This is a genomic window from Kitasatospora griseola (assembly GCF_044999035.1).
In the GTDB taxonomy this organism is placed as follows: domain Bacteria; phylum Actinomycetota; class Actinomycetes; order Streptomycetales; family Streptomycetaceae; genus Kitasatospora; species Kitasatospora griseola.
In genome coordinates, this window is the sequence record NZ_CP173360.1 from 7544108 (window position 1) to 7568200 (window position 24093).

Genomic DNA, 24093 nt, shown 5'->3' on the forward strand with positions numbered 1-24093 from the left:
CGGGGTTCGCGGAGCAGAAAGCGGCCGCAGCAGCGTCGTTCCCGGAACAGCTCGGGAGCCCGTCACCGCTGTTCCTGGAGACCAGCGGCGCACTCCCGGTGCTGGTCAAGCAGACCCTCGGCTGGACCGCTCCGAGACTGCGGGAAGCCGAGGCGGCGGACCGCTGGACCTGGCTGATCGTCACCGCCTGCACCCAGCTCCGCCTCGCCCGCTCTCTGACCACCGACCTGCGACGGCCGTGGGAGAAGCCGGCCGAACCGAACAACTCACCCCGGCCCGAGTACGACGCAGGTTCCGAGACCTGCACGCCAGAACCTCAACACCGGCCGCAGTGCCGAAACCCACCCGTCGCGGCCCCGGGCGCCCGCCCGGCTCCAAGAACCGCCGCCCCGCGAACCGCTACGACGAACGCCTGCTCCTGGTCACCGGCGAAACCTACCCCCGACCGGCTCACCACAAGGTCGGCACCAAACCGCGCCACGCCGGATAAATCACAAGCTCAGTACCTGTGTTCAATCCTCAGGCGTGCATTTGCCCAGGTCAGGAATCGAACAGGCTGGGATTGGCGAGCAGATCGGCGAGGTGGGGAAGAACAGCTACCGGGTATGGAGAGCGCACTGTTCGGAGCGAGGGCGGCATACCTTCGTCACCTCGCTTCGCACGCTCCCCTCGTACGCCGCCATCCGCCCTGTCCCCGTTGGCCAGCGTGGGGATATGTTCGCGCCCAGTCAATCTCCGGCGGCGGTCTTACCGCCCGACCCGAAGAGGTTCAGCCTTGATGCGCCAGCGTGTGAAACTCTCCCTGGCAGCGGTTGCTGCACTGGCCGCGGCCCTGATTCCGGCCGGTTCCGCCGACGCGGCCCCTGCTCTCACCGGCACTGCGGCCTGCCCGTCCGGCTACCTGTGCGTGTGGGACCAGCCCGACTACCAGGGCAAGATGTACCAGTTCAGGAGCGACAACTTCTCGTGGTGGGGCTGGGACATCGACGACAACGACCGCTCCTGGTACAACAACGGCACCAGCGGCAAGTACGCCTGTGTGTGGCAGTTCGCCAACTACAGCGGCAGCGTGAAGGCCATCGCGCCCCACACGTCCTCGCCCCACGACTACAACCACGAGACCCGTGGCAGCTCCAACGACTGGCGAGCGGGCGGCTGTAACTGAGTCGTGCCGCCGGCCGGGGCGAAACGCCCCGGCCGGCGGCTTGCGGATACCTGGATGTCACCCCCGGCCGGGACGAGCGGGCTGACGAGGGGTCAGCGGCCGTGGGATGGTGGGCTCCGGCCGGTCGTCCGAACCGCTCCCGGCGGCGGTCTCCATGGAGACCGCCGCGGTTAGGGCCTGTCTCGTAATTGATCTTGACGGTGGTCACTGCTCCTCGGCTCGAAGCCAGAAGATCAGTGAGGCGAGGACGACGCCGGTTCCAGGTGCAGGCCGAAGCAGCGGCGGCGTCGCTGGTCGTAGACCCGCAGCGATGGGGGGCGGGCCGGATCGAGCACCGGCCGCCTCGCTTCCTCGACGAACTCCAGGACGCGGTGATCAGCGGCGTCCAGGTGTCGCTCGGCTACGTCGACAGCAAAGGCGTCGAAACCCGGAGAACCGTCCACCCGCTGGGCATCGTCGCCAAAGGTCCTGTGTGGTACCTCGTCTCCAACACCGAGACCGGCCGACGGATCTTCCGGATCGACCGCGTGTCGTCCGCCGACCCGACCGGCGACCCTGTGCACCGACCCGGGGACTTCGACCTTGCCGAGAGCTGGAACGAGATCGCCAAAGAGGTCGATCACAAACGAACGCCGCTGGAGGTCCAGGCGGTATGCACACCCGACGGGATAGGCATACTCCGGATGGCGCTCGGCGACCGGCTCGACGTGGGAGGTTCCACGACCGATGGCCGCATCGAGGTCGTGATCCGCGGCCCCAATGAGTACATCCTCGCCGGCGAGCTCTCCGGGCTGGTCGAATGGGTCGAGGTGACCGGCCCTCCGGAGGTCCGAGACCACCTGGCCTCGATCGGCAACGCCCTCGTCGAACGATACGGCCGGCCGCGCACCAGCGGAGACCTTCACCCGTCTTGAAGCGGACGAGGCAGAGCTTCGAGAACAGTTCCGCTCAACAGGGTGGGTTTGTCCGTTCCGGCAGTCGCCCGGTCACGAGTCGGCGGGTCTGCCGGCCTGGCTCGCTGCGGGTGGACCGTCTCGGGCCGGGCCGGCATCGCCACGCACTCGGCGCGCTTCCGAGGTCGAGGTCGCGACGGGCGGAGCAGGTTGTGGCGGCTGGCGCCTCGTAGGCGGTGCCGTCGATCACGGGCCGTGGGCCATGCGCGGCCAAGGCCGGCCCGAGGGGTTCCCGGAGCGGCAGGTCCCGCGCTGGACGGCCGAGCCGGAGGGCTACGCGATCGCGCTCGGCCTGTTGCAGCGGGCCCTCAGGTTCCAGGTCGCCGGAACGGCTTGAGCCGCACCCCCTCCAGGCTGTCGGCGATCAGCTGGTCCAACCGCCGCTCCCGGATCTCGTCCCGCTTGGCACTGATCACATGGTGGACGGCCGACTTGCGGTAGGACGGCGCCTGCCGGCTGAACCACTCCCACGCCCGCGGTTCCGCTTGGAAGCGAGCCATCTGCGCCGCCTCGAACTCCCAGACCGGCTTCTCCTCGCGGTCCCGGTCACGGGCTTCGAACACCGCGATGCCGGCCGGTCGCATGAGCCCCTGCGCGATCAGCTCCTCGATCTTGCGGAGGTTGACCAGGCTCCAGTTGCTGCGCGGCCTGCGCGGGGTGAACCGGATCGTCCAGGAGAAGTCGTCGATCGGGCTCTGCCGACCGTCGATCCAGCCGTAGCACAGGGCCTGGTCGACCGCCTCCGACCAGCTCAGCGTGGGCTTGCCCGTTCCCTTCTTCCACAAGCCGACCCGGCATTCGGAGGCAGTCGCGTGGTGCTCCTCCAGCCAGTCCCGGAACTCCTCAGGACTTGAGAAGAAGGTTGGCTCCATGCGCGGTGCTCCCGTTGGTCGTCCCGTCGGCTCCATTGAACCTGTCGGGTACGACAATCCGAGAGCTTCACCGCGCCGCCCAGGATCTGCGCCGGGGTGTCATCACCATGACGGGCAGGCAGCCACAGGAGCCGAGCGGGGGCGGATCGGCCGCAGGCCCCTCGTTCGAGGGAGCGGAAGAGGCGTGGGCCTCGCCGACGCGAGTGGACAGCTCAGCTCAGAGTGCGCCGACCTCTTGGCAGGACGCCCCGACCTGCTGGCGGCGCTGACCGACGGCTACGGCCGCCCCTTCGCCGCCGCGGAACTCGAGTACCTGACCGTGCTGGAGGCGCTGGACGCGGTGTCCGGCATTCAGTACGGCGCCGCCACCGGCGACCCCGAACTGGTGAAGCGCGGCCTGCAGACCCTCACCCGACTCGACGCCACGGCCAAGGCGGCGGCACAGCAGGAGAGCACGACGTGACGCGGCTGCTCCGCGACCCGTCCCTCGGCGGCCTGACCCTGGTCGTCATCGACTTCGAAGGGCTCACCCCCACCGGGCGGCCGGCGGAGCCGACCGAGGTCGCCGCGCTCGCGCTGCGCCCCGAGCACGGGCGCCTGGTGGAGGTCGGCCGGTTCGAGTACCTGATCCGGCCGCCCGCCACCGGGCGATGCCGGACGTCACCGTCACCGCCAGGCTGCTGGAACGCCTGCCCGCCGACGGGAGTGCCGCCGGGCGGTGGAACACCCTGCTCGACCTGGATGCTGCCGCCGGTGGCGCTGGAGTCCCTGAGGACCGCCGGGCCGATTCGACGGGATCACCGTCCCGAGGCCCGACCTGCCTGCTGCCTTCGCCGCGGGCCCCTGGGCGCAGGCGCGCAGCACGTCCGCGCCTGGCGGGCCGTGACGAACGGGATGTGACGGTACGTCAGGCGTCCGGTCCAACACCCGCGTCTGCGGAGGACTTCGACCGCGAGTTCCGTCGACATGGTTGACCGCATTGAAGTGACCATGGCATTTTCGTGCGGCGCGGACGTGCACCAACCGGTCGCACGCCTGCAATCCCCCACAAGGAGAGCCATGTTCAAGAGATTCGCCGCCGCGCTCGGCGCGGTCGCGGTCGTCGCGGGTGCCCTGACACTCGGTGCCGCTCCCGCGCAGGCCGTTCAGGCAGGCGACCTGACCTCCACCATCGCGCTGAGCAACTGCTCCGCCTCGCTGGTCCGCTACCCGAGTTCGGTGGACACCGACCGGGCGATGATGCTGACCAACGGCCACTGCCTGCCGACCATGCCGTCGGCCGGCCAGGTCATCCAGAACACGAGCGCCAGCCGCAGCGGCACGCTGCTCAACTCCGCCGGCACCTCGCTCGGCACCGTCCAGGCGGACAAGGTGCTGTACGCGACGATGACCGGCACCGACGTCGCGCTGTACCAGCTCACCGACACCTTCGCCGCCATCACCACCAAGTACGGGGCGACGGCGCTGACGATCAGCGACACCCATCCGGTCGACGGGTCGGCGATGTACATACCGTCCTCGTACTGGAAGCAGGTGTGGAACTGCTCGATCAACGGGTTCGTCGACACGCTGCGCGAGGACCAGTGGACCTGGCACGACTCGCTGCGTTACAGCGCGGGCTGCAACACCACGCACGGCACGTCCGGTTCGCCCATCGTCGACGCCGCCAGCAAGAAGGTCGTCGGCATCAACAACACCGGCAACGACGACGGCGCGATGTGCACCCTGAACAACCCCTGCGAGGTGGCCGCGGACGGCACCACGACCGTCACCAAGGGCCAGAGCTACGGTGAGGAGACCTACTGGTTCACCACCTGCCTGGGCACCGGCCGGGTGATCGACCTGAACGTCAGCGGCTGCCTGCTGACCAAGCCGGCCGGCGCGGCCGTGTCGGTGACCAACCCGGGCAACCAGTCCACCGTGGTCAACGGTTCGGTCAGCCTGCAGATCCAGGCGTCCGGCGGCACCGCCCCGCTGAGCTACTCGGCCACCGGCCTGCCCGCCGGCCTGTCGATCAACGCCTCCACCGGTCTGATCAGCGGCACCCCCACCACCTCGGGCGGCTCCTCGGTGACCGTCACCGTCAAGGACGCGGCCGGTAAGACCGCCTCCACCACGTTCTCCTGGACGGTCACCACGAACCAGGGCACCTGCACCCCGGCGCAGCTCCTCGGCAACGCGGGCTTCGAAACCGGCACCGCAGCCCCGTGGACCACCACCAGCGGCGTGGTCGACAACTCCGCCTCGCAGGCCGCGCACGGCGGTTCGTGGAAGGCCTGGATGGACGGCTACGGCTCCAGCCACACCGACTCCATCTCGCAGACCGTCACCATCCCGGCCGGCTGCAAGGCGTCGCTGAGCTTCTGGCTGCACATCGACACCGCCGAGACCACCACGTCGAGCGCGTACGACAAGCTCACCGTCACGGCGAACGGCACCTCGGTCGCCACGTACTCCAACCTCGACAAGAACACCGGCTACGCCCAGAAGACCATCGACCTGTCGGCCTACGCCGGCCAGACCGTCACGGTGAAGTTCAACGCCGTCGAGGACGCCTCACTGCAGACGTCCTTCGTGATCGACGACACCGCGATCCAGACCAGCTGAGTCCCACAGCCCGGCGGAGCCACCCGAACGCTTCGGCGGCTCCGCCGGGCTCGCCCTCGCCCGGCTCCGCATCGCGGCCGACGAGCCCGGTCGCCGTTCCGTGCTACCCGGCCCCACGTTGTCGGCACACGGGTTCTGACGCCTCGCCGGTCCGGTTGGCGCGCGCCCAATCGGATTCGTCGGCCCGGAACCGGTTCTGACGTTCGGTCAGTCCCGGTGACGGGCATGGATCAGGGCGCCTGTCCGCCGGACCGGTTCGCTGTCGCTGCGGACGGGGTGGCGCGCAGTGGCAGCACCCTGCGGTGCAGGCCGCGTTCCTCGGGGATGCCGGCGACAATCCCGGCCCACGGCGTAGCGCTGCGGGCCCGCCGGTCGGGACCCCCGAGGGTCGCGGACCGAGGCGTGGCGTCAGTTCGCGGTCTCCGTCAGCCGCGCGGCCACCAGGTCGACGCCGGCTTCCACCGGGACGAGGGTGGCGGGCTGGTCGGCCACGAGGCTTCGGCTGACGGGGAGTTGGGTCTCCAGGAGGTCGAGGAGTTCCGGTGCGGTCAGGTCGGGGGCGGCGGCCGCCGTGAAGCGGACCCGTGTCCCGCTGCCGTCGCGGGCTTGGACGACGCAGGACTCGACCGCTGTCGGCGGGTTCGGTGTCCGCCCCGCTGCCAGGTTCCATGCCACGCACCGGTTGAGGGGGACGCCCAGGAGGAGGGCCTGGACGCGGCCCTGGTAGGGCTTCACAGCCGCCGTAGCCGGAACGGCCTGGCCCAAGCCGCCCGGTTCCCGGTGACAGCTCCAGGCTGCGCCGAGACACACCGGCGGCCACATGGCAGGACCGAGCGCCGGCGACAGCGGGCGGTGGTGGGTGTGAGAATTTTGACCTGCGACCCTGCCTCGCGCTCGCCGCGGCGCAGCCGTCGCCGCCCGTCCTGGGCCTCGTCCTCGTCCTGCTCTTCGCGATCCCGTGGGGGCTCGCCGTCACCTACCGCCTGCGCCGCCAGGGGGGAGCCGCCCGGGAACAGACCCGGGCGGAGTCCGGCCGATCGACGCCTACGCCTGGAGGGACTTCGCGGCGTCGCGGATGACGTCGAGGACGAAGTCCGGGTTCGAGAGCATCGGCACGTGGCTGCTGTCGACGTCGTAGGCCTTGGCGCCCATGCGCTCGGCGGCAGCCCGCTCCAGGTCCGGGTGCACCGTCCGGTCGTTGTTCGCGACGATGCTCCAACTCGGCTTGGTGCGCCAGGCGGTGCCGGGCACCTGCTGGTCGAACAGGTCGGGGACCGGCACGGCGCCCACGGCCCGGACGAGCTTCTGCTCGGCCGGCGGCAGATCGCCGCAGAAGTCGCCGGTCCCCGACTCCTTGAGCCAGATCCGGCCGTGGGAGACGTCGATGTGATCGAACACGGGCGTGCGGGGGAACTTGCTCTGCTGGTCCTGCGAGGTCTCGTCCTCGTCCGGGCTGAGCGCGGCGACGTAGACCAGTGCGCCCACGCGGTCGTGAACGCCGGCCTTGGTGATCAGGGTCCCGCCGTAGGAGTGACCGACGAGCACGACCGGGCCGGGCACATAGTCGATGGAGCGGGTGACGCACGCGACGTCGCTTTCGAGCGAGTCGAGGCCGTGCTGCGAACTGGAGACCACATGCCCCTCGGCCTGGAGCGCGGGGATGAGCTTGTTGAAGCACGACCCGTCGGCCCAGAGGCCGTGGGCGAAGACGATGCTGGCCCTGCTGGCCATGGGTTCCTCGTTTCGTCGTCATCGAGCCGTGGTGACCCGGCTACACCGAGTGGTCACGCTATGACTCATCGAGGTCGGCCGCGACTGCTGGTCCGTCGTGCCGGCTGTCCAGGGCCTGCAGACGATCCTGTCCGACGGGACACCGCTCTGGTACACGCTCCCGATCGGCTCGGCCATCGCGCCGGCCATGGTCGGCCACGACCTGCTGCACGCCGTCCAGCGCGGGCTGACCTACCTGCTGATCGCGGTCTTCGGCGTTCTGGCCGTCGGCGCGCTCGCGCATCTGCACCCGCACGCCGGGACGGCATCCGGCGCCGGCGGCGGAAGCGCCGGCGATGGCGGAAGCACCGACGCCCAACCGGTCGGCCTCGCCGGCTCCGGCTCCGGCTCCCGGCACGACGGCCAAGCAGCTTGCCCCGACCGTGTCGGCCGGGTGCGGCGGCGGGAACCGGGGCGCCGGCGTCAACGACCGCCCGGCCGACCTTCGACGTCGGGCTGTGCACCGTGTACGGCGGGCAGCACCCGGCCGAACCGGACCATCGCGGGCTGCAGACCCATTCCCAAGCGGGTGTCCCGCAGGCAGGCGCCCGCGCCTGCCGGGGGGCCGGGTCGGTGAGGCGCTGCAGCGCTGCGGCCGCGGTGTAGCACATGCGGCCGGTGGTACTTGCGCGGGTCGTGGCCGAGGGTGTCGGTCAGTGCCTCGTGGCGGCCTTGGACGGTGGAGTGGTGCATGCCGAGGGTGGCCGCCGCGGAGCGGCATCGGCCGACGCCAGTGCCTGGCACCGCAACCTGTGGCTGCGCACCCTCGACCGCTTGGGCCTCGGCTTCGACAGCTGACCGCGCCGGCCTCGGCGCACGGCGGGACACCCGAAGCGCGGGCGTCCCGCCGCATATCCCCGGAACGGATTGGGCATGAACGGGACAACATTCAGGCAGGGTCGACCGAACCCCGGGGGGAATCCCATGGCCGTCGCACGCCGCACGCTGCTGACCAGCGGCGCCCTCGTCGCCGTCGCCACCGCGCTCGGCGGCCTGCTCCCGGCTCCCGCCGCCCGCGCGGCGGTCGGCTCCGCCGGCACGCCCGGCGGGAAGCCCACCGCCGACTGGATGTCGTACCTCGCGCCGGAGCGCTCCCTGCTCGGCCTGACCATTCCCGGCACCCACGACTCCTGCTGCACCGACCCCGCCCACGGCACCGAGTGGTCCCACACCCAGAACTGGGGCGTCCCGGAGCAGCTCACCCAGGGCGTCCGGTTCCTCGACATCCGGTGCAACGGCCTGCAGGGAACGGCCGACGAACTCGGCATCTACCACTCCGACGCCTACCAGTACGTCCGTCTCCAGGACGTCCTGGACCAGTGCCGCGCCTTCCTGACGGCCCATCGGGGCGAGACGCTCGTCATGCGGCTCAAGAACGAGAACGCGGGCGGCCAGGCCCTGGACGCCGCCGAGTTCCGCCGCCGGGTCGACCACTACCTCGACGACCTCGGGTACCGCGGCCTCTTCCACCTCTACGGCTGGCCCACCCTCGGCGCCGCCCGCGGGCGGATCGTGCTGCTCGCCGACTTCGCCAACGACTGGGGGCTGATCCAGTGGTCCAGCGGCACGAACCAGTACTTCCGCACCCAGGACCTCTGGCAGACCGACCAGTTGTTCCCGCTGCGGGTCAAGGGCCGGGCGATCACCCAGCAGTTCGACGCGGCGACCGCCGACCCCGACTCCCCGCAGATGTACGTCAACTTCCTCAGCTACGCCGGTGGCCTGTGGCCCAAGACCGCCGAACAGACGCTGATGGACCAGTCCGTCTACCCGTACCTGAACGCCCGCACCGGCCAGGCCGCCCGCTACGGCATCGTCCCGATGGACTTCCCCGACTTCCACGTCAACGTCCTGCAGATGCTCATCGACAAGAACTTCGCCGCCTGACCGCGGGCAGCAGCTCGAGCGGCTGCTGCACCGGTGCGGCGGGCAAGTGCCGGGGACCTGCGGGCGGGCGTTCTGTCGGTGGGTTCACTGCTGCAGTCGCTTCGACCAGTCGCCCCGGAATGGTAGTCACGGCCGTCGCCGGGCTGCTTCGTCCCCCGGGGAACGACGTCCTCGTGGTACGGGTACTGTTCCGTCACCGCCGCCAGCAGGAACTCCAGGAACCCGCCCTCGAACACGTCCCGTTCCCGCATCGAGTCGAACTTGGCGGCGACCGGCAAGCTGCCCTGGGACGCGGCCGCCTTCCTGGACGACGCCTACCGCCGGGGGTGCTGCGCCGGACCGGTGCGGTGTACCAGTTCCGCCACATCCGGCTGCAGCACCACCTCGGCCACACGTACCGCCGGCGGCGGACCAACTACAGACCGGCCGGATTCCCCTCCGCGCAGGCCTGACCACCGTGACGGCAGGCGCCCGACAGCCGGCCGGAGCCGAAAGCCTGCAGGTCGTGACGGCCGGTCATATCCGGCCGGTGCCCTGGCCTGTCCGCCGAGCTGCCGGAACACCACGATCGGAGCAGCCGGAGGGCATGACCGCCCGTGGACGAGGGAGTCCGATGAAGGCCCTGCGTCCGACCGCTGTCGCCGCTCCGGAACCCGGCCGACCGGACCTGGCGCTGCCGGCCGCACTCGCGCTGCTCCTGCCCCCTGGGCGCCGCCGGACTCGGCCCCGCGCCACGTCGGCGCCCACCCCACCGACGACCGGGCCGCTCGGCGAGCCCGCCGAGGACGGCGGCGGTCGAAGGCGGCGGTGAACTCCACGTCCCGGTCCCGGATCAGGCAGCCGATGCCGGAGAGATTCGACCACCCACAGGAAACGGAGAGAGACATGAGCATGTTCGACGGTTTCAAAGCCACCGCTGCGAACGGCACGGAGCGCCGGGGTGCGGCCGGTACGGCCGAACGGCCCCCGCGGAGCCCGCGGAGCCCGCGGCATCGGCGGTGGCTGCTGACAGTCGCCGTCACGGCCTGCCTCGTGCCGGCCGGTGTGGGCCCGGCGGCCGCGGCCGCCCCGACCCCGGCCGCCCTCCTGCAGGCCGGCGCCGAACGGGGCGTCGCCGACGGCTATCCGGGCGTGATCGGCCTGGTACGCCAGGACGACACCGCCCAGTACGTGCACGCGGGTGTCGGCGACCTTTCCACCAAGGTGCCCGCCGACCCGAAGGCGAAGTTCCGGATCGGCAGCAACACCAAGGCCTTCACCGCCGCCGTGCTGCTCCAACTGGAGGCCGAGGGCCGGCTCTCCCTCGACGACACGGTGGCCAAGTGGCTCCCCGGCGCGGTCAACGCCAACGGCTACGACGGCTCCAGGATCACCATCCGCGAGCTGCTCAACCACACCTCCGGCCTGCCGGAGTACGCCAACGGGGCCTTCGGCACCCAGTACGCACTGAACACCCAGCCCAACCAGCCCTGGCCCCCGCAGAGTCTGGTGGACCTCGCGCTCTCCAAGCGCGCGCCCGTCTCCGCGCCGGGTCGGCAGTGGAGCTACGCCAACACCAACTACGTCCTGGCCGGCATGGTGATCAAGGCCGTCACCGGTGACGAGGCAGCCACCGAAATCCAGCGGCGCATCATCGAACCGCTCGGGCTGCACGACACCAGCTTCCCCACCGCCGATCCCGCGCTGTACGGCAACTACCTCCGCGGCTACCTGCACCCGGTGATCTTCTACACCCAGGACGTCACGGTCTCCAACGTGCAGGTCTACGGGAGCGCCGGCGCCATGGTGTCGACCCTGGACGACCTGGCCGCGTTCTCCCGTGCCCTGCTGACCGGACAGCTCCTGGCGCCCGCACAGATGGCCGAGCTCAAGAGCACCGTACCGATGGACAGTTCAGGCACCTCCGGGTACGGGCTGGGCGTCGAACACCTGCAACTGCCCTGCGGACAGTGGGCCTGGGGACACAACGGCGCCGTACTCGGCTACCTCAGCAACTGGCTGAGCAGCGAGGACGGCGCCAAGCAGGTGCTGTACGCGAACAACGAATTCCACCTGATGGGCGGAACCCAGGGCCAGCGCGACACCGTCAACGCCGCGTTCGACGCCTTCTGCGCGCTGTAGCCCCGAACTCGAACCGCAGTCCCGGGCCGATGCGGCCCATGCCTGACGAGCCGAGCCCTCGACCCCGGAGGGCTCGGCTCGTCAGATCCTCTGATCGCACGACCGAGCAGGCTGCGGGGCGATCGGGCCTCTCCTCACCGGAGCCCCACCCCGGAAAGCCGCCCGATCGGGGGCGGGGCTCCGCACACGTACGGTTCGCGGTCAGCCGAGGCCGCGGGTGTCCTGCTTCAGCGCGGTGTCCACGGTGAGCGCGGTCGCCACGACGAGGCTGATCAGCGGGTCGGGGAGCGGGCGGTGGATCTGGAGCACGTAGTTGTCGGCCGTGGTGAACATCGTCTTCGCCAGGCCTTCCCAGGTCTTGGTGATCCGGGCGACCTCGGTGTCCGTCTCGTCGACGATGGAGAAGTTCCAGGCCCGCCAGTTCTCCGCCTTGATGGCGCCGACCTTCCGACCGCCGACCTCCAGCGCGAAGTTGATCTTCCCGATGACGTTCTGCTGGATGATCTGGCCGACCTCCTGGCCGTCCGGCCGCTGCACGATCACCCGCGACTTGATGATCTTCGCCGGGCGGGTCAGCAGCAGCACCGGGGTGCCGTGCGCGTCACGGATCTCCAGCTTGTGGGTCAAGCACTGGTCGACGGAGGAGAGCAGCCGGAGCGCCTTGCGCAGGCTGCTCTGGCCGACCTGGACCACCGAGCCCAGCGTGCCGCCCCGCTGGTCGAAGACCGCGTACTCGTTGGTCAGCTCGATCAGCTTGACCTTCTGGTTCACCACCAGGACGGGCTCGGAGAAGAGGGTGCCGCCGCCACCGTGGACCGGTCCGACGCCCGCCTGCTGCTGCACCTGGCGCTGCACCTTGGCGGAGTCGCCGACCGGAGCGGCCGGCTGCCCGGGGAAGCCCGGGGTGTTCGTGTTCTGGGACATGGCGGGCAGGCTAGGGCCAATCCCCGGTGGGTAGCCAGACCGTTTCGGACGGCCGCCGGGCCCGTCCGGGGCGTCGAGCGGTGAACTCGACCTGCGGGTTCGGGTGTTGCGATCGCCGACCGGCACTCGGCAGAACCGCTGTGGCTGATGTCACATCACATCCACTGATCGCGCACGGACGACGGCCTGCCTCATGGCAGGCCGACCCGGCCGTCTGTCGCGCCACCTCGCTGTCGTTCGCCCGCGGCGGATCACGGGTGCAGCTCGCCGAAGTCCTCGAACCGGAACTCCGGCACGGTCAGCGGCTGTTCGGCCCAGATGACCTTGCCCCGGGCCGAGTACCTGGTCCCCCACCGTTCGGCCGTCTGCGCCACCAGGAACAGGCCCCGGCCGCCCTCGTCCGTGGTGGCTGCGTAGCGCAGGTGCGGGGCGGTGCTGCTGCCGTCCGAGACCTCGTGGACGAGGCTGCTGTCGCGCAGCATGCGGACCCGGATCGGCTCGGCGCCGTAGCGGATGGCGTTGGTGATCAGTTCGCTGAGGATCAGTTCGGCGGTGAATGACAGGTCCTCCAGTCCCCAGGCGGCCAGTCGGTCGGCGCACTCCTTCCGGATCCGTGACACCGAGGCGAAGTCGAGCGGCACGTCCCAGGCGGCCACCTGGTCGGGCTCCAGCAGCCGGGTGCGCGCGACGAGGAGCGCGATGTCGTCGGTGGGGCGCGGCGGCACCAGCGCGTCGGACACGGCCTGGCAGATGTCGTCCGGGGAGCGCCGGACGTCGGCGCCCGCCAGGGAGCGGCGCAGTGCCTCCAGCCCGGTTCCCAGGTCGCGGTCGCGGTTCTCGACCAGCCCGTCGGTGTAGAGCACCAGGGCGGTTCCGGGGGCCAGCCGCAGCTCGGTGGTTTCGAAGGGCAGTCCGCCCACGCCGAGCGGCGGCCCGGCCGGCAGGTCGACGAACTCGGCGCTGCCGTCGGGCTCCACCAGCACCGGCGGCGGATGTCCGGCCCGTGCCATGGTGCACTCGCCGGACGTCGGATCGTAGATGGCGTACAGGCACGTGGCGCCCGTGACGGCCGCCCGCTCGCCCCGGCCCTCCATGTCCTGCTCTCCCCCGGAGTTCTCCGCCGGGTCGAGGCGGGTGACCAGTTCGTCGAGGCGGGCGAGCAGTTCGTCCGGGGGCAGGTCGAGGGCGGAGAGGTTGAGGACGGCCGTGCGCAGGCGGCCCATGGTGGCGGCGGCGTGCAGGCCGTGGCCGACGACGTCCCCGACGACGAGCGCGACGCGGAAGCCGGGCAGCGGAACGACGTCGAACCAGTCCCCTCCCACCCCGTGCAGCGCCGGCAGGTAGCGGTAGGCCGCCTCCAGGGCGCTCTGCTCGGGCAGTGCTCCGGGCAGCAGGCTGCGCTGCAGCGTCTCGGCCATCGTGCGCTCGCGGGTGTACCGGCGGGCGTTGTCGAGGCAGACCGCCGCGCGGGCGGCCAGCTCGTCGGCGAAGGAGAGGTCGTCCTCCTCGAACGGCTGCGACCCCGCCCGCCAGAAGTGGACCGTGCCCAGGGTCGTGCCACGGGCCCGAAGGGGTGCGCAGACCAGCGAGTGGACCCCGTACGAGAGCACCCGGTCGGCCGCCTCCGGGCTCCGCGCCCGCCAGGCGTCGGACCCGCGCAGGTCGGCGACGAGCGCGGCGCGCCCGGTCTCCAGCGCGATCTCCTCCGGGGTGCCGGGGCGCGGGTCGAGCCGCGAGCCGATCGGGAAGAACGGCCAGTCCTCGTCGACGCCGCCGACCGCGACGCGACGGATCCACAGGCCCTGCGCGGCGCCGGGGTCCGGGGGCTCCTCGCCGTTCAGCACGGCGTCGGCCAGCTCGACCGTGGCGAAGTCCGCGAAACCGGGAACGGTCACGTCGGCCAGCTCCTGCGCGGTCCGCGCCACGTCCAGGGTGGTGCCGACCCGCAGCCCGGCGTCGTAGAGCAGTTGCAGTCTGGCCCGCGCGGTCTCGGCCTGCCCGGCCAGTGCCCGCAGTTCGGTGGTGTCGCGGACGGTCGCGACGCTGCCCGCCTCTCCGCCGAACGGTGCGGTGGGGCGGTTGTTGACGGCGAGCAGCGTGTCCCCGGCCCGGTGCACCTCGTCGGTGGCGGCCCGCCCGGACGCCAGCAGCTCGGCCAGTGCGGGGGCGAGCCCGAGTTCGGAAGCGGCCCGTCCCTCCACGTCGGGCGGCAGTTCGAGCAGCCGGCGGGCCTCGTCGTTGGCCAGCAGCACCCGTCCGTCCCCGCCGACGATCAGCACACCCTCGCGGACGGCGTGCAGCACCGCGTCGTGGTGCTCGTACATCCGCGTCATCTCGGCCGGGCCCAGGCCGTGCGTCTGGCGTCGCAACCGCCGCCGGGCCAGCGCCGCCCCGCCCGTGCCGACCGCGAGCGCGGCCGCCGCACCGCCGATCAGGATCGGCAGCTGCCGGCCCACCGCGCTGCCCACGTGGGCGACGGTGATTCCGACCTGGACCACGCCGGCGACCGAGCCGTCCGGCCGGTGGACCGGCGCGCCGGACTCGACGACCCGCCCGACGGGCGTGAGGAAGCTGTCGGTGGTCGGCCCGGCGAGGGTGCGCTCGAACGGGCCGATGACGTGCTTCCCGATCAGGTCGGGGGTCTGGGCCGAGTAGCGGATCCCGGCCGGGTTGGCGAACACCACGTAGTCGACGCCGCCCTTCTGCACGACCTTGTCCGCCAACGGCTGCAGCACCGCGGTCGGATCGGGACCGTCCATCGCGCTCACCACGCCGGGGGCCTGCGACAGGGCGACGGCCGCGGCCCGGGTGCGGCCCGCGGCCTCACCGGTGGCGGACCGCCGGGCCTGCAGCACGAGCGCCGCCAGCGCCACGCCGACCAGCAGCAGCACGACCACCAGCAGAACCACGAACACCTGCCCGGCGACGGTGCGCACCCGCAGCCGCGAGCCCACCCCGCTTCGGGCGGATCGCTGTCCGTCCGACCCGCCCGGTCCAGCACTCCGAGCGGCATCGCCGTCCGCTGCATTCATCCAGGCCATCCCCGCACATCCGGGTCTCAGCTCCCTCCACGCTGCCACCCCGCCCGGTGTCGCGCACAGCGGGAGGATCACCTGAGCTCCGACGAGGACGCCGACCGGGTCCGTGCCGAGGGTGCACGGCGTCCTCGTCTCGGCGGGGGCCGCGTACTGCGGGCCGCGCCACCGTGCGCGGACGCCCTCGGCGAGCGTCGCGCCCCGCCGGCGCCGCGAACTGGATCAAGACCGTGCCCGGCCACGACTGGTTCGCCGTCGTCCGCTTCCACGGCCCCGAAGAAGCCTTCTTCGACCGCCAGTGCACCCTTGGCGACTTCGAGAAACTCCCCCGTGTCCGGCGTCCGGCCGGAGGGCCGGACTCGGGCCCCGGGGGACCGGCCGGTGCCCCCGCCCGGGTGGTGCTTCGAGCCGATCCGCGATCCCGGAACGGGCGCTGCACTACTGTCCGGAGCCGAGGACCCCGTGACCAGTACTCGCACCGGAGCACCCCATGGCGACTGCCCGATTCGGTCTCGAAGCGGCCCCGAACGACGACGAGTTCATCTTCCGGCTGGACGACGAGGAGAAGATCGGGCAGGCCCGGGCGATCCTCGCGGGTACCGAAAGCTCCAAGGTCCACGTCCAGGGCCGGGTCGTCGCGGAGACGGCGGACCACAACCCGGACTGGAACTTCCACCTCGACCCCGGCACCGTCACCTTCTTCGAGGAGGCGGACGCGGACTGCGACGCCTCGGCGCACTACGTCGCGACGCAGCTGGACGACATCGGCCAGGAGGGCTTCCTGCCGGGCCACATCTGGGCGCCCGCACGTTCGAAGATCACCCGCGAGCTGGACGGTTGAGCCCCCCGTCCCGTCACTGCGACGCGCATAGCGCAGGCAGGGCGGGTGCGGGCGCAGATCGCGACAACATCACTGGTTCCGGTGAATGCTGACGGTACGTCAGTTCGGCTCCCTCTCGGCCCGACCATGATGCGGATCGGCATCCGTTCGCAGAGAAGGTGGTTCCGAAATGACCAGTGACCCGATTCCGTCGGTCACCGAAGCGACGCTCACCGACGTCGCCACCAATGGCGTCTGGGGCCCGGGCCACAGCGTCAACCAGGCCGTCGTCGACGTGTCCCGGGCCCTGCTCGCCGCCGCGCAGGGCGAGGAGGGCGTCGAACTCCCTCCGGAGCTCGCGGAGTTGGTGGCCGATGTCCAGCGGATCGGCAGGATCGCGCTCCCCCGCATCGTCTCGCACGACGGCACCCGGCTGTCGGCGTTCTCGATCAAGCTGAAGGGCGACGCCCCGCGCCCGGTGGTGATCGTGCCCGCCGGCTGGAACCCGTACGGCTGGCTGCCCTTCCTCCACGCGTACCTCAAGCTGGCGCAGCGCGGCTACCACGTGCTCGCCTACTCGCCGCGCGGCATCGGCATCAAGGGCTGGCTGTCGACCTCCGAGGGCTTCGTCGACGTGGCCGGTCCCAACGACTGGGCCGACGGCACGGTCGTGATCGACTACGCGCAGGAGGCCTTCGAGCCCAGCCGGACCGGGTTCCTCGGCGAGTCCTACGGCTCCGGGATCAGCCAGCTGGTCGCCGCGCACGACCCGGCCGGACGCGTCGACGCCGTGGTCGCGCTGAGCACTTGGGGAAACCTCGCCACCAGCCTGTACAACAACGGCACCCGACACCTGGAGGCCGTACAGGCGCTGATCGACTTCACCGGCGGCCCGCTGGAGGAGAAGTTCGACGAGGGGACGCAGCAGCTCCTCAAGGACTTCCTGAGCGGTCGGAACCTCGACGAGGTGGTCGCCTGGGGCACCGAGCGCTCCCCGCAGGCGTACGTCGACCAGACGAACGCGCGGGGCATCCCGACGTTCCTCTCGAACACCTGGCACGAGACGCTGTTCCCGGTCAACCCGGTGGTCGAGCTCTTCGAGCGGCTCACCGTACCGAAGCGGCTGAACCTGTGGATCGGCGACCACGGCGCCCCCGAGGGCCCCGGCCTGGCCGGGCTGGTGACCGGCCTGCCGTTCCCCGGGCTGGCGGAGCCGACGCTGGAGGCGTACCGGTGGCTGGACCACCACCTGCTCGGCACGGACAACGACGTGCCGAACTGGTCGGCGGTGAGCAGCCAGAGCATGTTCACCTACCGGACGGTCGCGATCCCGGGCGGCACCAAGCTGATCACCGTCCCGGCCCACCGCGAGACGTACGTGTCCTGGGACGAGGCCACCACCGGCAGCGAGCGCTGGTACCTCACCGGCGCCGACGACACCGGTGACGGCGCGCTGACCGACAAGCCGACCGCCGGCTGGTCGCGGGACTTCGCGGCGGGCGCCCTCACCTCCTCCGTCGCGGGCGAGCTGCTCAAGACCGGACAGCAGGAGTGGTTCGGCAACCCCAGGACGTACGAGCCGGCGAACTTCGAACGCGACCAACTGCTGGTCTGGTCGACCGAACCGCTGACCGGCTCCGACGAGGCGGCCCGCCGGATCCGGGGCACCGCCACCGTGCACCTCACCGTGCGCAGCAGCACCGACGCCGCCACGGTGATCGCGTACCTGTACGACGTCGCCCCGGACGGCACCGCCCGGATCATCACCCACGAGCCGTACACGGCCACCGACCTGACGCCGGAGGTCGACACCACCATCGCCTGGCACCTCCAGGCCGTCTCCTACGACCTGCCGACCGGGCACCGGCTCGCCCTGGTGGTCAACAGCCGTGACCCGCTGTACTCGTACGCGGGCTCGGACCTCCCCGCCCTCACCACCACCACGGTCAGCTCCGCGAACGGGAACGAGGCCCGACTGGACCTGCCGCTGGGCTGACCTTCCCGAGGTGCCTCCACGGCCGCCTGCGGACCGCGCATCCGCACGGTTGCCACCGCCGGCGGCCGGTCCCCCGCCCCCGAGCACCCCGGGGGCGGGGGACCGCGCCGTTCCACCCCGCTTGAGCGCCAAGTCTCCGCGCAACCCGCCGGTCGACATGGCCGCGAAGAAGACCCTGCTGACCGTGGCCGTCTCATCCGTCGGGCTGGTGCTCGCCCGCGCCGGGCCGGCCTCCGCCGGTACGGCCGTGACTCCGACCACCCGGCCGTGCCCCGGCCCCGACCAGTACTACAGCGATCCCAACAACGCGGTGATCGCTCTGCGGGGTGCGCCAAGAGGTCGGCACATCGGGGGAACTGCTGTCCGGTGACCGGGGGCCATCTGCGGGGTGGAGGGAGCGGGCGAGCGCGGCGCGGAGACGGCCCTGCGGCTCGGGTGGGTGAGCCGCAGGGCCGTCTACTGGCGTTACGGGTGGGTGGGGATCACGGCAGCTTCCACTGCTGGTTGATGCCGCCGTCGCAGTCCCAGAGATCCAGCCGGGTCCCGTTGGTGGTGACGGCGGCCGGGTCGTCGAGGCAGCGGCCGGACTGGGTGCCCTTCAGGGTGCCGTCGGCCTGCGGGATCCACTGCTGGTTGGCGCCGCCGTTGCAGTCCCACAGCTCGACCTGGGATCCGTTGGCGGTGGCTGCGCCGGTGACGTCGAGGCACTTGCCGTTGTGGGTGAGAGTGCCGTTGGACCAGGTCCACACCTGTGCGCTGCCGCCGTTGCAGTCCCACAGCTGCACGGCGGTGCCGTTGACGGCGGAGTCGCCGTTGTCGTCGACGCACTTGCCCGGCAGGCCGGAGCTGATCGGGCCGGTGTGGTTGCTGGGCGTGCCCTGGGTGAGGTCGAAGTTGTCGAACTGGTCGGTCCGGTAGCCGGTCACGCCGAGGCCGGCCTGGCCGTTGGTGAAGCTGCCGTCGGTGGCGCTGCCCACGGTGCGGCCGTCGATGGCGGCCGTGAGGGCGGTGTTCTGCATCGACAGGCTGATGGTGTGCCAGTGGCCGGTGCCCAGCGGAGCGGTGGTGGTGCCGCTCGCCAGCGTGGTGAACTTCCAGCTGGTGTCGCTCTTGACGATCGACCAGGCGCCGGTGTCGCTCACCCGCAGGTGGTAGGCGTTGAGACCGTTGTTGTTGCGGCCCTGCTGGTTGACCCGGCCGAGCAGCTCGACGGTGCTCGACTGCTCGAACATGGTGTCGGCCGTGACGGTGTAGTTGGACCAGCTGCCGTCGCCCATGATGGTGTAGGGGGCGTCGTAGGACTCGTCGGTCCAGCGGATCGGAGTCGTCGGGGCCATCTGGCGCAGGCAGGTGCCGGTGCGGCCGCCGCCGCACCGGACGGTCTGGAAGGCGCCGTTCATGTCCGTGAAGTACTTCGGGGACGTGGTGGCAGCCGGCGTCTCGAAGCCGTCCGCGTAGGGCAGTTGGAGCGGCGCGGCGGCCGGCGGGGTGGCGGTGCCCTTGCCCTGGCCGGTGGTGGTGGTCACGGTGTAGACGTAGCCGGGCTGCAGGCCGAGGGTGTAGCTGCCGTTGACCGGGGTGATGTCCTGCTGGTGGACGAACCAGTCGGCCGGGTCGCTGGAGTTGAGGTTGGTCGCCCAGACGTGCACCTTGCCGGTCGACAGGCCGCCGGTGACGCTGAACTTCGCGGCCTGGGGAGCGCCGGCGTCCATCGTCTCGATGACGGTGCTGTAGTCGCGGTTGTTCGGCGACTTGAGCGTGACGTAGCTGCCGTTGGCCCGGTCGCCGCCGAGGTAGCCGTCGGCGGAGTCGATGTACTTCCAGCCCGGCTGGGTGAACTGGGTGGTCTGCGCGGTGACCCAGGTGGTCTTGCCGATCGTGTAGTTGCCGGACCAGGGCTGGTTGGCGATCGACATGCCGTCGGTGGAGAAGAACAGGTTGGGGTAGAGCGCGGCGATGACCGGCCAGTTGATGAACGAGGTCATCCTGCCGTCGATGTAGCCGCGGTTGATCCCGCGCGCCACCGAGGCGGCGCCGTCGTTGGCGTCCTCCGAGCCGTTCTCGCTCGCCCAGAGCGGCTTGCCGAGCGCCTGGGCGTTCGCGGTGCTGGGGCAGCTGGTGAAGGAACCGAGGTAGCCGCAGGGGTAGTGGACACCGACGACGTCGACGGCGTTCTTGAACGCGGGATCGGCGGCCATGTCGTCGGCCACCGACCAGTCGGAGTCGGCGGCGACCACCTTGGTGGCGCCGTAACCGCGCGACACCAGCGTCGACTTGAGGTTCTCGTACCAGGTCTTGTCGTAGCCGCGCTCGTTCCAGCCACCGAGGTAGCTGATGTCCAGGTGGTGCTTGCCGGCGCAACCCATCCAGTCCATCAGGTAGTCGATGGTGTCCTGGGACCAGAAGGAGCCGCCGCTGCCCGTGTTGCCGATCCAACCGGGCGCGCCCCAGGACAGGCCGAGGAACTTGATGTGCGGATTGCGGGCCTTGGCCTGTTCGGCCAGCCACCACTCGTAGCCCTGGTTGCAGTCGACCGTGCCCTTGGTGTGCTCGATGCTGGGCTCGGCGCCGTCGGTGGAGTTGGTGTCGCCGCCGATCTCCAGTTTCAGCGTCTGGAGGGCGGCTCCGTAGCCCGGTTTGAACAGGTAGTCGAGCAGTTGGCTGCGCTGGGGCTCCGGATAGTCCACCAGCAGACGGGAGTTGCCGCCGCCGCCGGAGATCGCGCCGACGCCGTCGAAGGTGAGGCCCGGTTTGGTGCCGTCCACGGCGATGGGAGTGGAGACGGCGGCCGGCGTGGCGGGTGCGACGGCCACGGCAGCGGGGGCGGCCTGTCCGGCGACGAGTGTGCCGGACAGGAGGAGGGAGGCGGCGACGGCCGCCCTTCTGAGGATGCGTCCGGGGCTGACCAGGACACGGAGGGATCCGCGCATGGGGATGCCTTTCGTACGACGCCGGAAAGCGGCATGCCGAACACCGCTGCCCGACGGTGGGGGTGGGAGACCTGAGTCACTCAGAAACAAACGAAGACGACCAGAAACGAACAGTAGGGCGACAGAGAGTTGGCGGTCAACGGTCCTGCCGCAGACTCCGTTCAAGATCCGAGTACGCAGTCTTTTCGCCGAACCGGGTCGGCCTGTCCGGACCTGCGGGTCGAATGCCGCGATGACCGCCCTCGGACGGATGCGCTTTGGGGTGCGGATTCTCCGGGCGCACCCGGTCCGGGGCCTTCCGGCCGCGCGGACGACGCTGCAGGCCGGCTGCTCTCGGCGCTCCGCTGCGGGCCACGGAGCAGTGGAACCCTCCGTACCGCCATAGGATCCGTATACGCAATCAATGGGTCGGGAATTATTGAGTAGTACTTTTCATGAGTATTTTCCGACCTCCCTCCCCGGCGGCCCTGGAATCCGCTGGTCAGGGCATCGATAACAATGGGATATCGGCCACGGGCGAATTTTTTCAGCTTCTTGACGGGCGGGTGAACGGACCGTTTTCCTTTGATCGCAGCGTTTGAAAGTGATGGGACGTGATCGGTTCTGTTGCATCCGGTCCCGCCTGCACCCGTTCACCCTGGAGCCGCCCCATGTCCGCCGTCCGTGCCCGCCTGTTCCCCGCCGCCGTGCTGGGTATCGCCACCGTCCTCAGCCTCACCGCGTGTTCCACCGGCCAGACCTCCGGCGGCGCGGACACCAAGGCCGCACCCGTCAGCGGGAAGATCTCGAAGGGTGACCTGGTGCCGCGGATCGGCTTCTCCGGTCAGCAGATGGGCCAGCAGGTCGGCCGGCGCGCGGCCCAGGAGTTCCAGAAGGCCGGCTGGAACCCGGCCGACACCAGGATCATCTCGGCCTGGCAGCAGGACGTGACGGTCTGCGGTGACCGTGTGAACGCCGCCAAGGACGCCTTCGAGCAGACCGTGCAGGGCGTGCAGAACATCGATGTCGCCACCGACAACACCCCGACCGGCGCGCAGGACAAGGTGGCGGCGACGATCACCGCGAACCCGGGCGTGAAGCACTGGGTGGTCTGGGGCTGCAACGACGAGAACGTGCAGGGTGCGGTGACCGCGCTGCAGAACGCCTCGGTCACGCCGGACAACATCGACGGCGTCGGCCTGGGCGCCTACCTGGCCTGCAAGAACTGGCAGTCGGGCAAGCCGTCGGGCATGAAGGCGGCGCTGTTCATCAACGGCAAGGACGTCGGCGCGCTGTCGGTGCAGACCCTGTTCGACAAGCTCAAGAACGGCAAGGACTTCCCGCAGGAGGCCTTCGCCCCCACCAAGATGGTCGACTCCACCGACTGGCAGTCCTCCGGCGTGAGCTGCAGCTGACCGGCACTCGGACCGGGCCGGTCCGGCGGCACCGTCCCGGAGCCGCCGCGCCGGCCCCCGCCTCTGACCCAGCCGCACTCCACACGTCAGTGAGACCTTGATGCCCGCATCCGAATCCTCGCCACGCACGTCACCCGGCGCCTCGCCCGGCCTGACGGCCGAAGGCGTCTCCAAGCGTTTCGGCACCGTCCAGGCCCTGGAGGACGTCACCATCGGCTTCCCGCCCGGTCAGGTCACCGCCCTGATGGGCGAGAACGGCGCCGGCAAGTCCACCCTGCTGCGGGTCCTGACCGGTGACCACCGCCCCACCGAGGGGCGCGTCCTGCTGGACGGCAAGCCGGTCGACCTGCACTCCCCGCAGGACGCCCGCCGTGCCGGAATCCGGATCATCCCGCAGGAGCCGGAGATCATCCCGCACGTCTCGGTCGCCGAGAACGTCTACGCGGGCTCGCTGCCCCGCGCGGCCGGACGCCGCCTGGACCGCGCCGAACTGCGCCGCCGCATCAACGCCGACCTGGAGCGCCTCGGCTTCGCCAAGGTCCTCGACCCCGACCTGCTCGGCTCCCGGCTCACCGCCGCGCAGCGGCAGTTGGTGGAGATCCTGCGCGCCCTGACCGGCGAGGTCCCGCCGCGGGCGATCGCCTTCGACGAGCCGACCTCCTCGCTGTCGGAGTTCGAGGTCGAGGCGCTCTTCGCCCTGATCGGGCGGCTGCGCGACGAAGGCATCGCCGTCGTCTACGTCTCGCACCGGATGAAGGAGATCTTCCGACTCGCCGACCGGATCGCCGTCCTGCGCGACGGTCGGGTCGCGGGTGTGGTGGAGGCCGCGGCCACGGACGAGAGCGCCCTGGTGCGGCTCATGGTCGGGCGCGACCTGTCCACCCTGTTCGTCCGCCAGCAGGTCGCCACCGACCGCGTCGTGCTGGACGTCAAGAACCTCACCACCGACGATGTGCGCGACATCAACCTCCAGGTGAGGGCGGGCGAGGTCGTCGCACTCGCGGGCCTGATCGGCACCGGACGCTCCGAATTCGCCCTCGCCCTGGCCGGAGACGCCCAGGTCCGCTCCGGCAGCGTCGAACTGGGCGGCAAGGTCCTGCGCCTGAAGAACCCGCGCGCCGCGATCACGGCCGGCATCGGCCTGGCCCCCGAGGAGCGCAAGGCCCAGGCACTCTTCCTGCACCGGACGATCCGCGACAACACCTCGCTGGTCAGCCTCGGCCGGCTTCGGCGCTGGCGCTTCGTCAAGCACCAGCAGGAGCGGGCCCTGGCCCAGCAGTTCGCCGACCGGCTGCGGGTGCGCGCCCCTTCCATCGAGGCCGAGGTCCGCACCCTTGTCCGCAGCACCGTGTCCGCGGCAACGGTGGACTCCGCGGTGTCGCGACCCTCGCCCGACAGTGCCCTGAACGTCGCGGGGGTGCCCGTCAGGGCCCGGGCCTGCTTGAGGCAGGACCCCCGGCCTGGGTCCTGCTGTCCGCCGCCCGGGAGCGGGCGGGCCTGCTGGCCGTCGGGCACCGCGGCCTCGGCGGTTTCGAGGGGCGCCCTGCTGGGCTCCGTCGGGCAGTACTGCGTGCAGCACTCGCCCTGCCCGGTCGTGGTTGCATGCACCGAGCCCTGAC

Annotated in this window: 17 protein-coding genes and 4 pseudogenes; 14 read left to right on the forward strand and 7 right to left on the reverse strand. The window is 70.9% G+C overall.

The genetic code is table 11. The annotated features are described in order from the left end of the window. Nucleotides 1–101: 101 nt before the first annotated feature. The 3 genes and pseudogenes from ACI1MP_RS34020 to ACI1MP_RS34030 form a co-directional block, all read left to right on the forward strand. A pseudogene (locus tag ACI1MP_RS34020) lies at nt 102–490 on the forward strand (transposase); the annotation flags it as partial. 288 nt (nt 491–778) lie between these two features. Further along, entirely contained in the window at nt 779–1165 is a 387-nt protein-coding gene (locus tag ACI1MP_RS34025; protein WP_404870366.1) for a peptidase inhibitor family I36 protein, read from the forward strand. A 254-nt stretch (nt 1166–1419) separates the two neighbouring features. Next, nucleotides 1420–2079: pseudogene (locus ACI1MP_RS34030) on the forward strand (helix-turn-helix transcriptional regulator); the annotation flags it as partial. A gap of 347 nt (nt 2080–2426) precedes the next feature. Here ACI1MP_RS34030 and ACI1MP_RS34035 read toward each other — a convergent pair. Then, nucleotides 2427–2990 carry a YdeI family protein gene (locus tag ACI1MP_RS34035; RefSeq protein WP_380341987.1) on the reverse strand — a complete coding sequence of 188 codons (564 nt, stop codon included), beginning with the start codon at nt 2988–2990 and terminating at the stop codon, nt 2427–2429. 184 nt (nt 2991–3174) lie between these two features. On the opposite strand from ACI1MP_RS34035, the gene ACI1MP_RS34040 reads away from it, so the two are divergent. The 4 genes and pseudogenes from ACI1MP_RS34040 to ACI1MP_RS34055 form a co-directional block, all read left to right on the forward strand. Continuing rightward, a complete protein-coding gene (locus ACI1MP_RS34040) occupies nt 3175–3453 on the forward strand; it encodes a hypothetical protein (protein ID WP_380341984.1) in 279 nt (92 codons plus the stop codon). Next, on the forward strand, nt 3450–3890 hold the full coding sequence (locus ACI1MP_RS34045; RefSeq protein ID WP_380341981.1) for a hypothetical protein: 441 nt from the start codon (nt 3450–3452) through the stop codon (nt 3888–3890). The genes ACI1MP_RS34040 and ACI1MP_RS34045 overlap by 4 nt, the downstream gene beginning before the upstream one ends. A gap of 339 nt (nt 3891–4229) precedes the next feature. Continuing rightward, nucleotides 4230–4667, forward strand: a pseudogene (locus ACI1MP_RS34050) (serine protease); the annotation flags it as partial. A gap of 201 nt (nt 4668–4868) precedes the next feature. Next, nucleotides 4869–5597 (forward strand): annotated as a pseudogene (locus tag ACI1MP_RS34055) (putative Ig domain-containing protein); the annotation flags it as partial. Nucleotides 5598–6005: 408 nt separating this feature from the next. Here the strand turns inward: ACI1MP_RS34055 and ACI1MP_RS34060 are convergent. From ACI1MP_RS34060 to ACI1MP_RS34070, 3 genes are all read right to left on the reverse strand, one after another. Beyond that, a complete protein-coding gene (locus ACI1MP_RS34060) occupies nt 6006–6332 on the reverse strand; it encodes a hypothetical protein (RefSeq protein WP_404870367.1) in 327 nt (108 codons plus the stop codon). 309 nt (nt 6333–6641) lie between these two features. Further along, on the reverse strand, nt 6642–7328 hold the full coding sequence (locus ACI1MP_RS34065) for an alpha/beta fold hydrolase (protein WP_380341978.1): 687 nt from the start codon (nt 7326–7328) through the stop codon (nt 6642–6644). Nucleotides 7329–7386: 58 nt separating this feature from the next. Beyond that, nucleotides 7387–7734, reverse strand: a complete 348-nt coding sequence (locus ACI1MP_RS34070) for a hypothetical protein (RefSeq protein ID WP_404870368.1) — start codon at nt 7732–7734, stop codon at nt 7387–7389. Nucleotides 7735–8291: 557 nt separating this feature from the next. Between ACI1MP_RS34070 and ACI1MP_RS34075 the strand changes: the two genes are divergently transcribed. Beyond that, nucleotides 8292–9254, forward strand: a complete 963-nt coding sequence (locus ACI1MP_RS34075) for a phosphatidylinositol-specific phospholipase C (RefSeq protein WP_404870369.1) — start codon at nt 8292–8294, stop codon at nt 9252–9254. A 1032-nt stretch (nt 9255–10286) separates the two neighbouring features. Then, nucleotides 10287–11375, forward strand: a complete 1089-nt coding sequence (locus tag ACI1MP_RS34080) for a serine hydrolase domain-containing protein (RefSeq protein ID WP_404870370.1) — start codon at nt 10287–10289, stop codon at nt 11373–11375. Between the two features lie 201 nt (nt 11376–11576). Here the strand turns inward: ACI1MP_RS34080 and ACI1MP_RS34085 are convergent, their stop codons facing one another. Further along, nucleotides 11577–12425, reverse strand: coding sequence for an LURP-one-related/scramblase family protein (locus ACI1MP_RS34085; RefSeq protein ID WP_380341967.1), 849 nt, complete (start codon nt 12423–12425; stop codon nt 11577–11579). Nucleotides 12426–12550: 125 nt separating this feature from the next. Beyond that, on the reverse strand, nt 12551–15331 hold the full coding sequence (locus ACI1MP_RS34090) for a SpoIIE family protein phosphatase (protein WP_404870371.1): 2781 nt from the start codon (nt 15329–15331) through the stop codon (nt 12551–12553). Between the two features lie 493 nt (nt 15332–15824). Between ACI1MP_RS34090 and ACI1MP_RS34095 the strand changes: the two genes are divergently transcribed. The 3 genes from ACI1MP_RS34095 to ACI1MP_RS34105 all read left to right on the forward strand — a co-directional run bounded on the left by ACI1MP_RS34095 (nt 15825) and on the right by ACI1MP_RS34105 (nt 18520). Continuing rightward, on the forward strand, nt 15825–16175 hold the full coding sequence (locus ACI1MP_RS34095; RefSeq protein WP_380341962.1) for a calmodulin: 351 nt from the start codon (nt 15825–15827) through the stop codon (nt 16173–16175). 169 nt (nt 16176–16344) lie between these two features. After that, the gene (locus tag ACI1MP_RS34100) at nt 16345–18150 is read left to right on the forward strand and encodes a CocE/NonD family hydrolase C-terminal non-catalytic domain-containing protein (RefSeq protein WP_404870372.1); all 1806 of its coding nucleotides are present in this window, start codon (nt 16345–16347) and stop codon (nt 18148–18150) included. 121 nt (nt 18151–18271) lie between these two features. After that, on the forward strand, nt 18272–18520 hold the full coding sequence (locus ACI1MP_RS34105) for a hypothetical protein (RefSeq protein WP_404870373.1): 249 nt from the start codon (nt 18272–18274) through the stop codon (nt 18518–18520). Nucleotides 18521–18632: 112 nt separating this feature from the next. Here ACI1MP_RS34105 and ACI1MP_RS34110 read toward each other — a convergent pair whose 3' ends face one another. After that, on the reverse strand, nt 18633–21080 hold the full coding sequence (locus ACI1MP_RS34110) for a ricin-type beta-trefoil lectin domain protein (protein WP_404870374.1): 2448 nt from the start codon (nt 21078–21080) through the stop codon (nt 18633–18635). A 650-nt stretch (nt 21081–21730) separates the two neighbouring features. Between ACI1MP_RS34110 and ACI1MP_RS34115 the strand changes: the two genes are divergently transcribed. Together ACI1MP_RS34115 and ACI1MP_RS34120 are read left to right on the forward strand one after the other, a co-directional pair. Beyond that, on the forward strand, nt 21731–22474 hold the full coding sequence (locus ACI1MP_RS34115; protein ID WP_404870375.1) for a substrate-binding domain-containing protein: 744 nt from the start codon (nt 21731–21733) through the stop codon (nt 22472–22474). Between the two features lie 100 nt (nt 22475–22574). Further along, nucleotides 22575–24092, forward strand: coding sequence for an ATP-binding cassette domain-containing protein (locus tag ACI1MP_RS34120; RefSeq protein ID WP_404870376.1), 1518 nt, complete (start codon nt 22575–22577; stop codon nt 24090–24092). Nucleotide 24093: the final 1 nt, after the last annotated feature.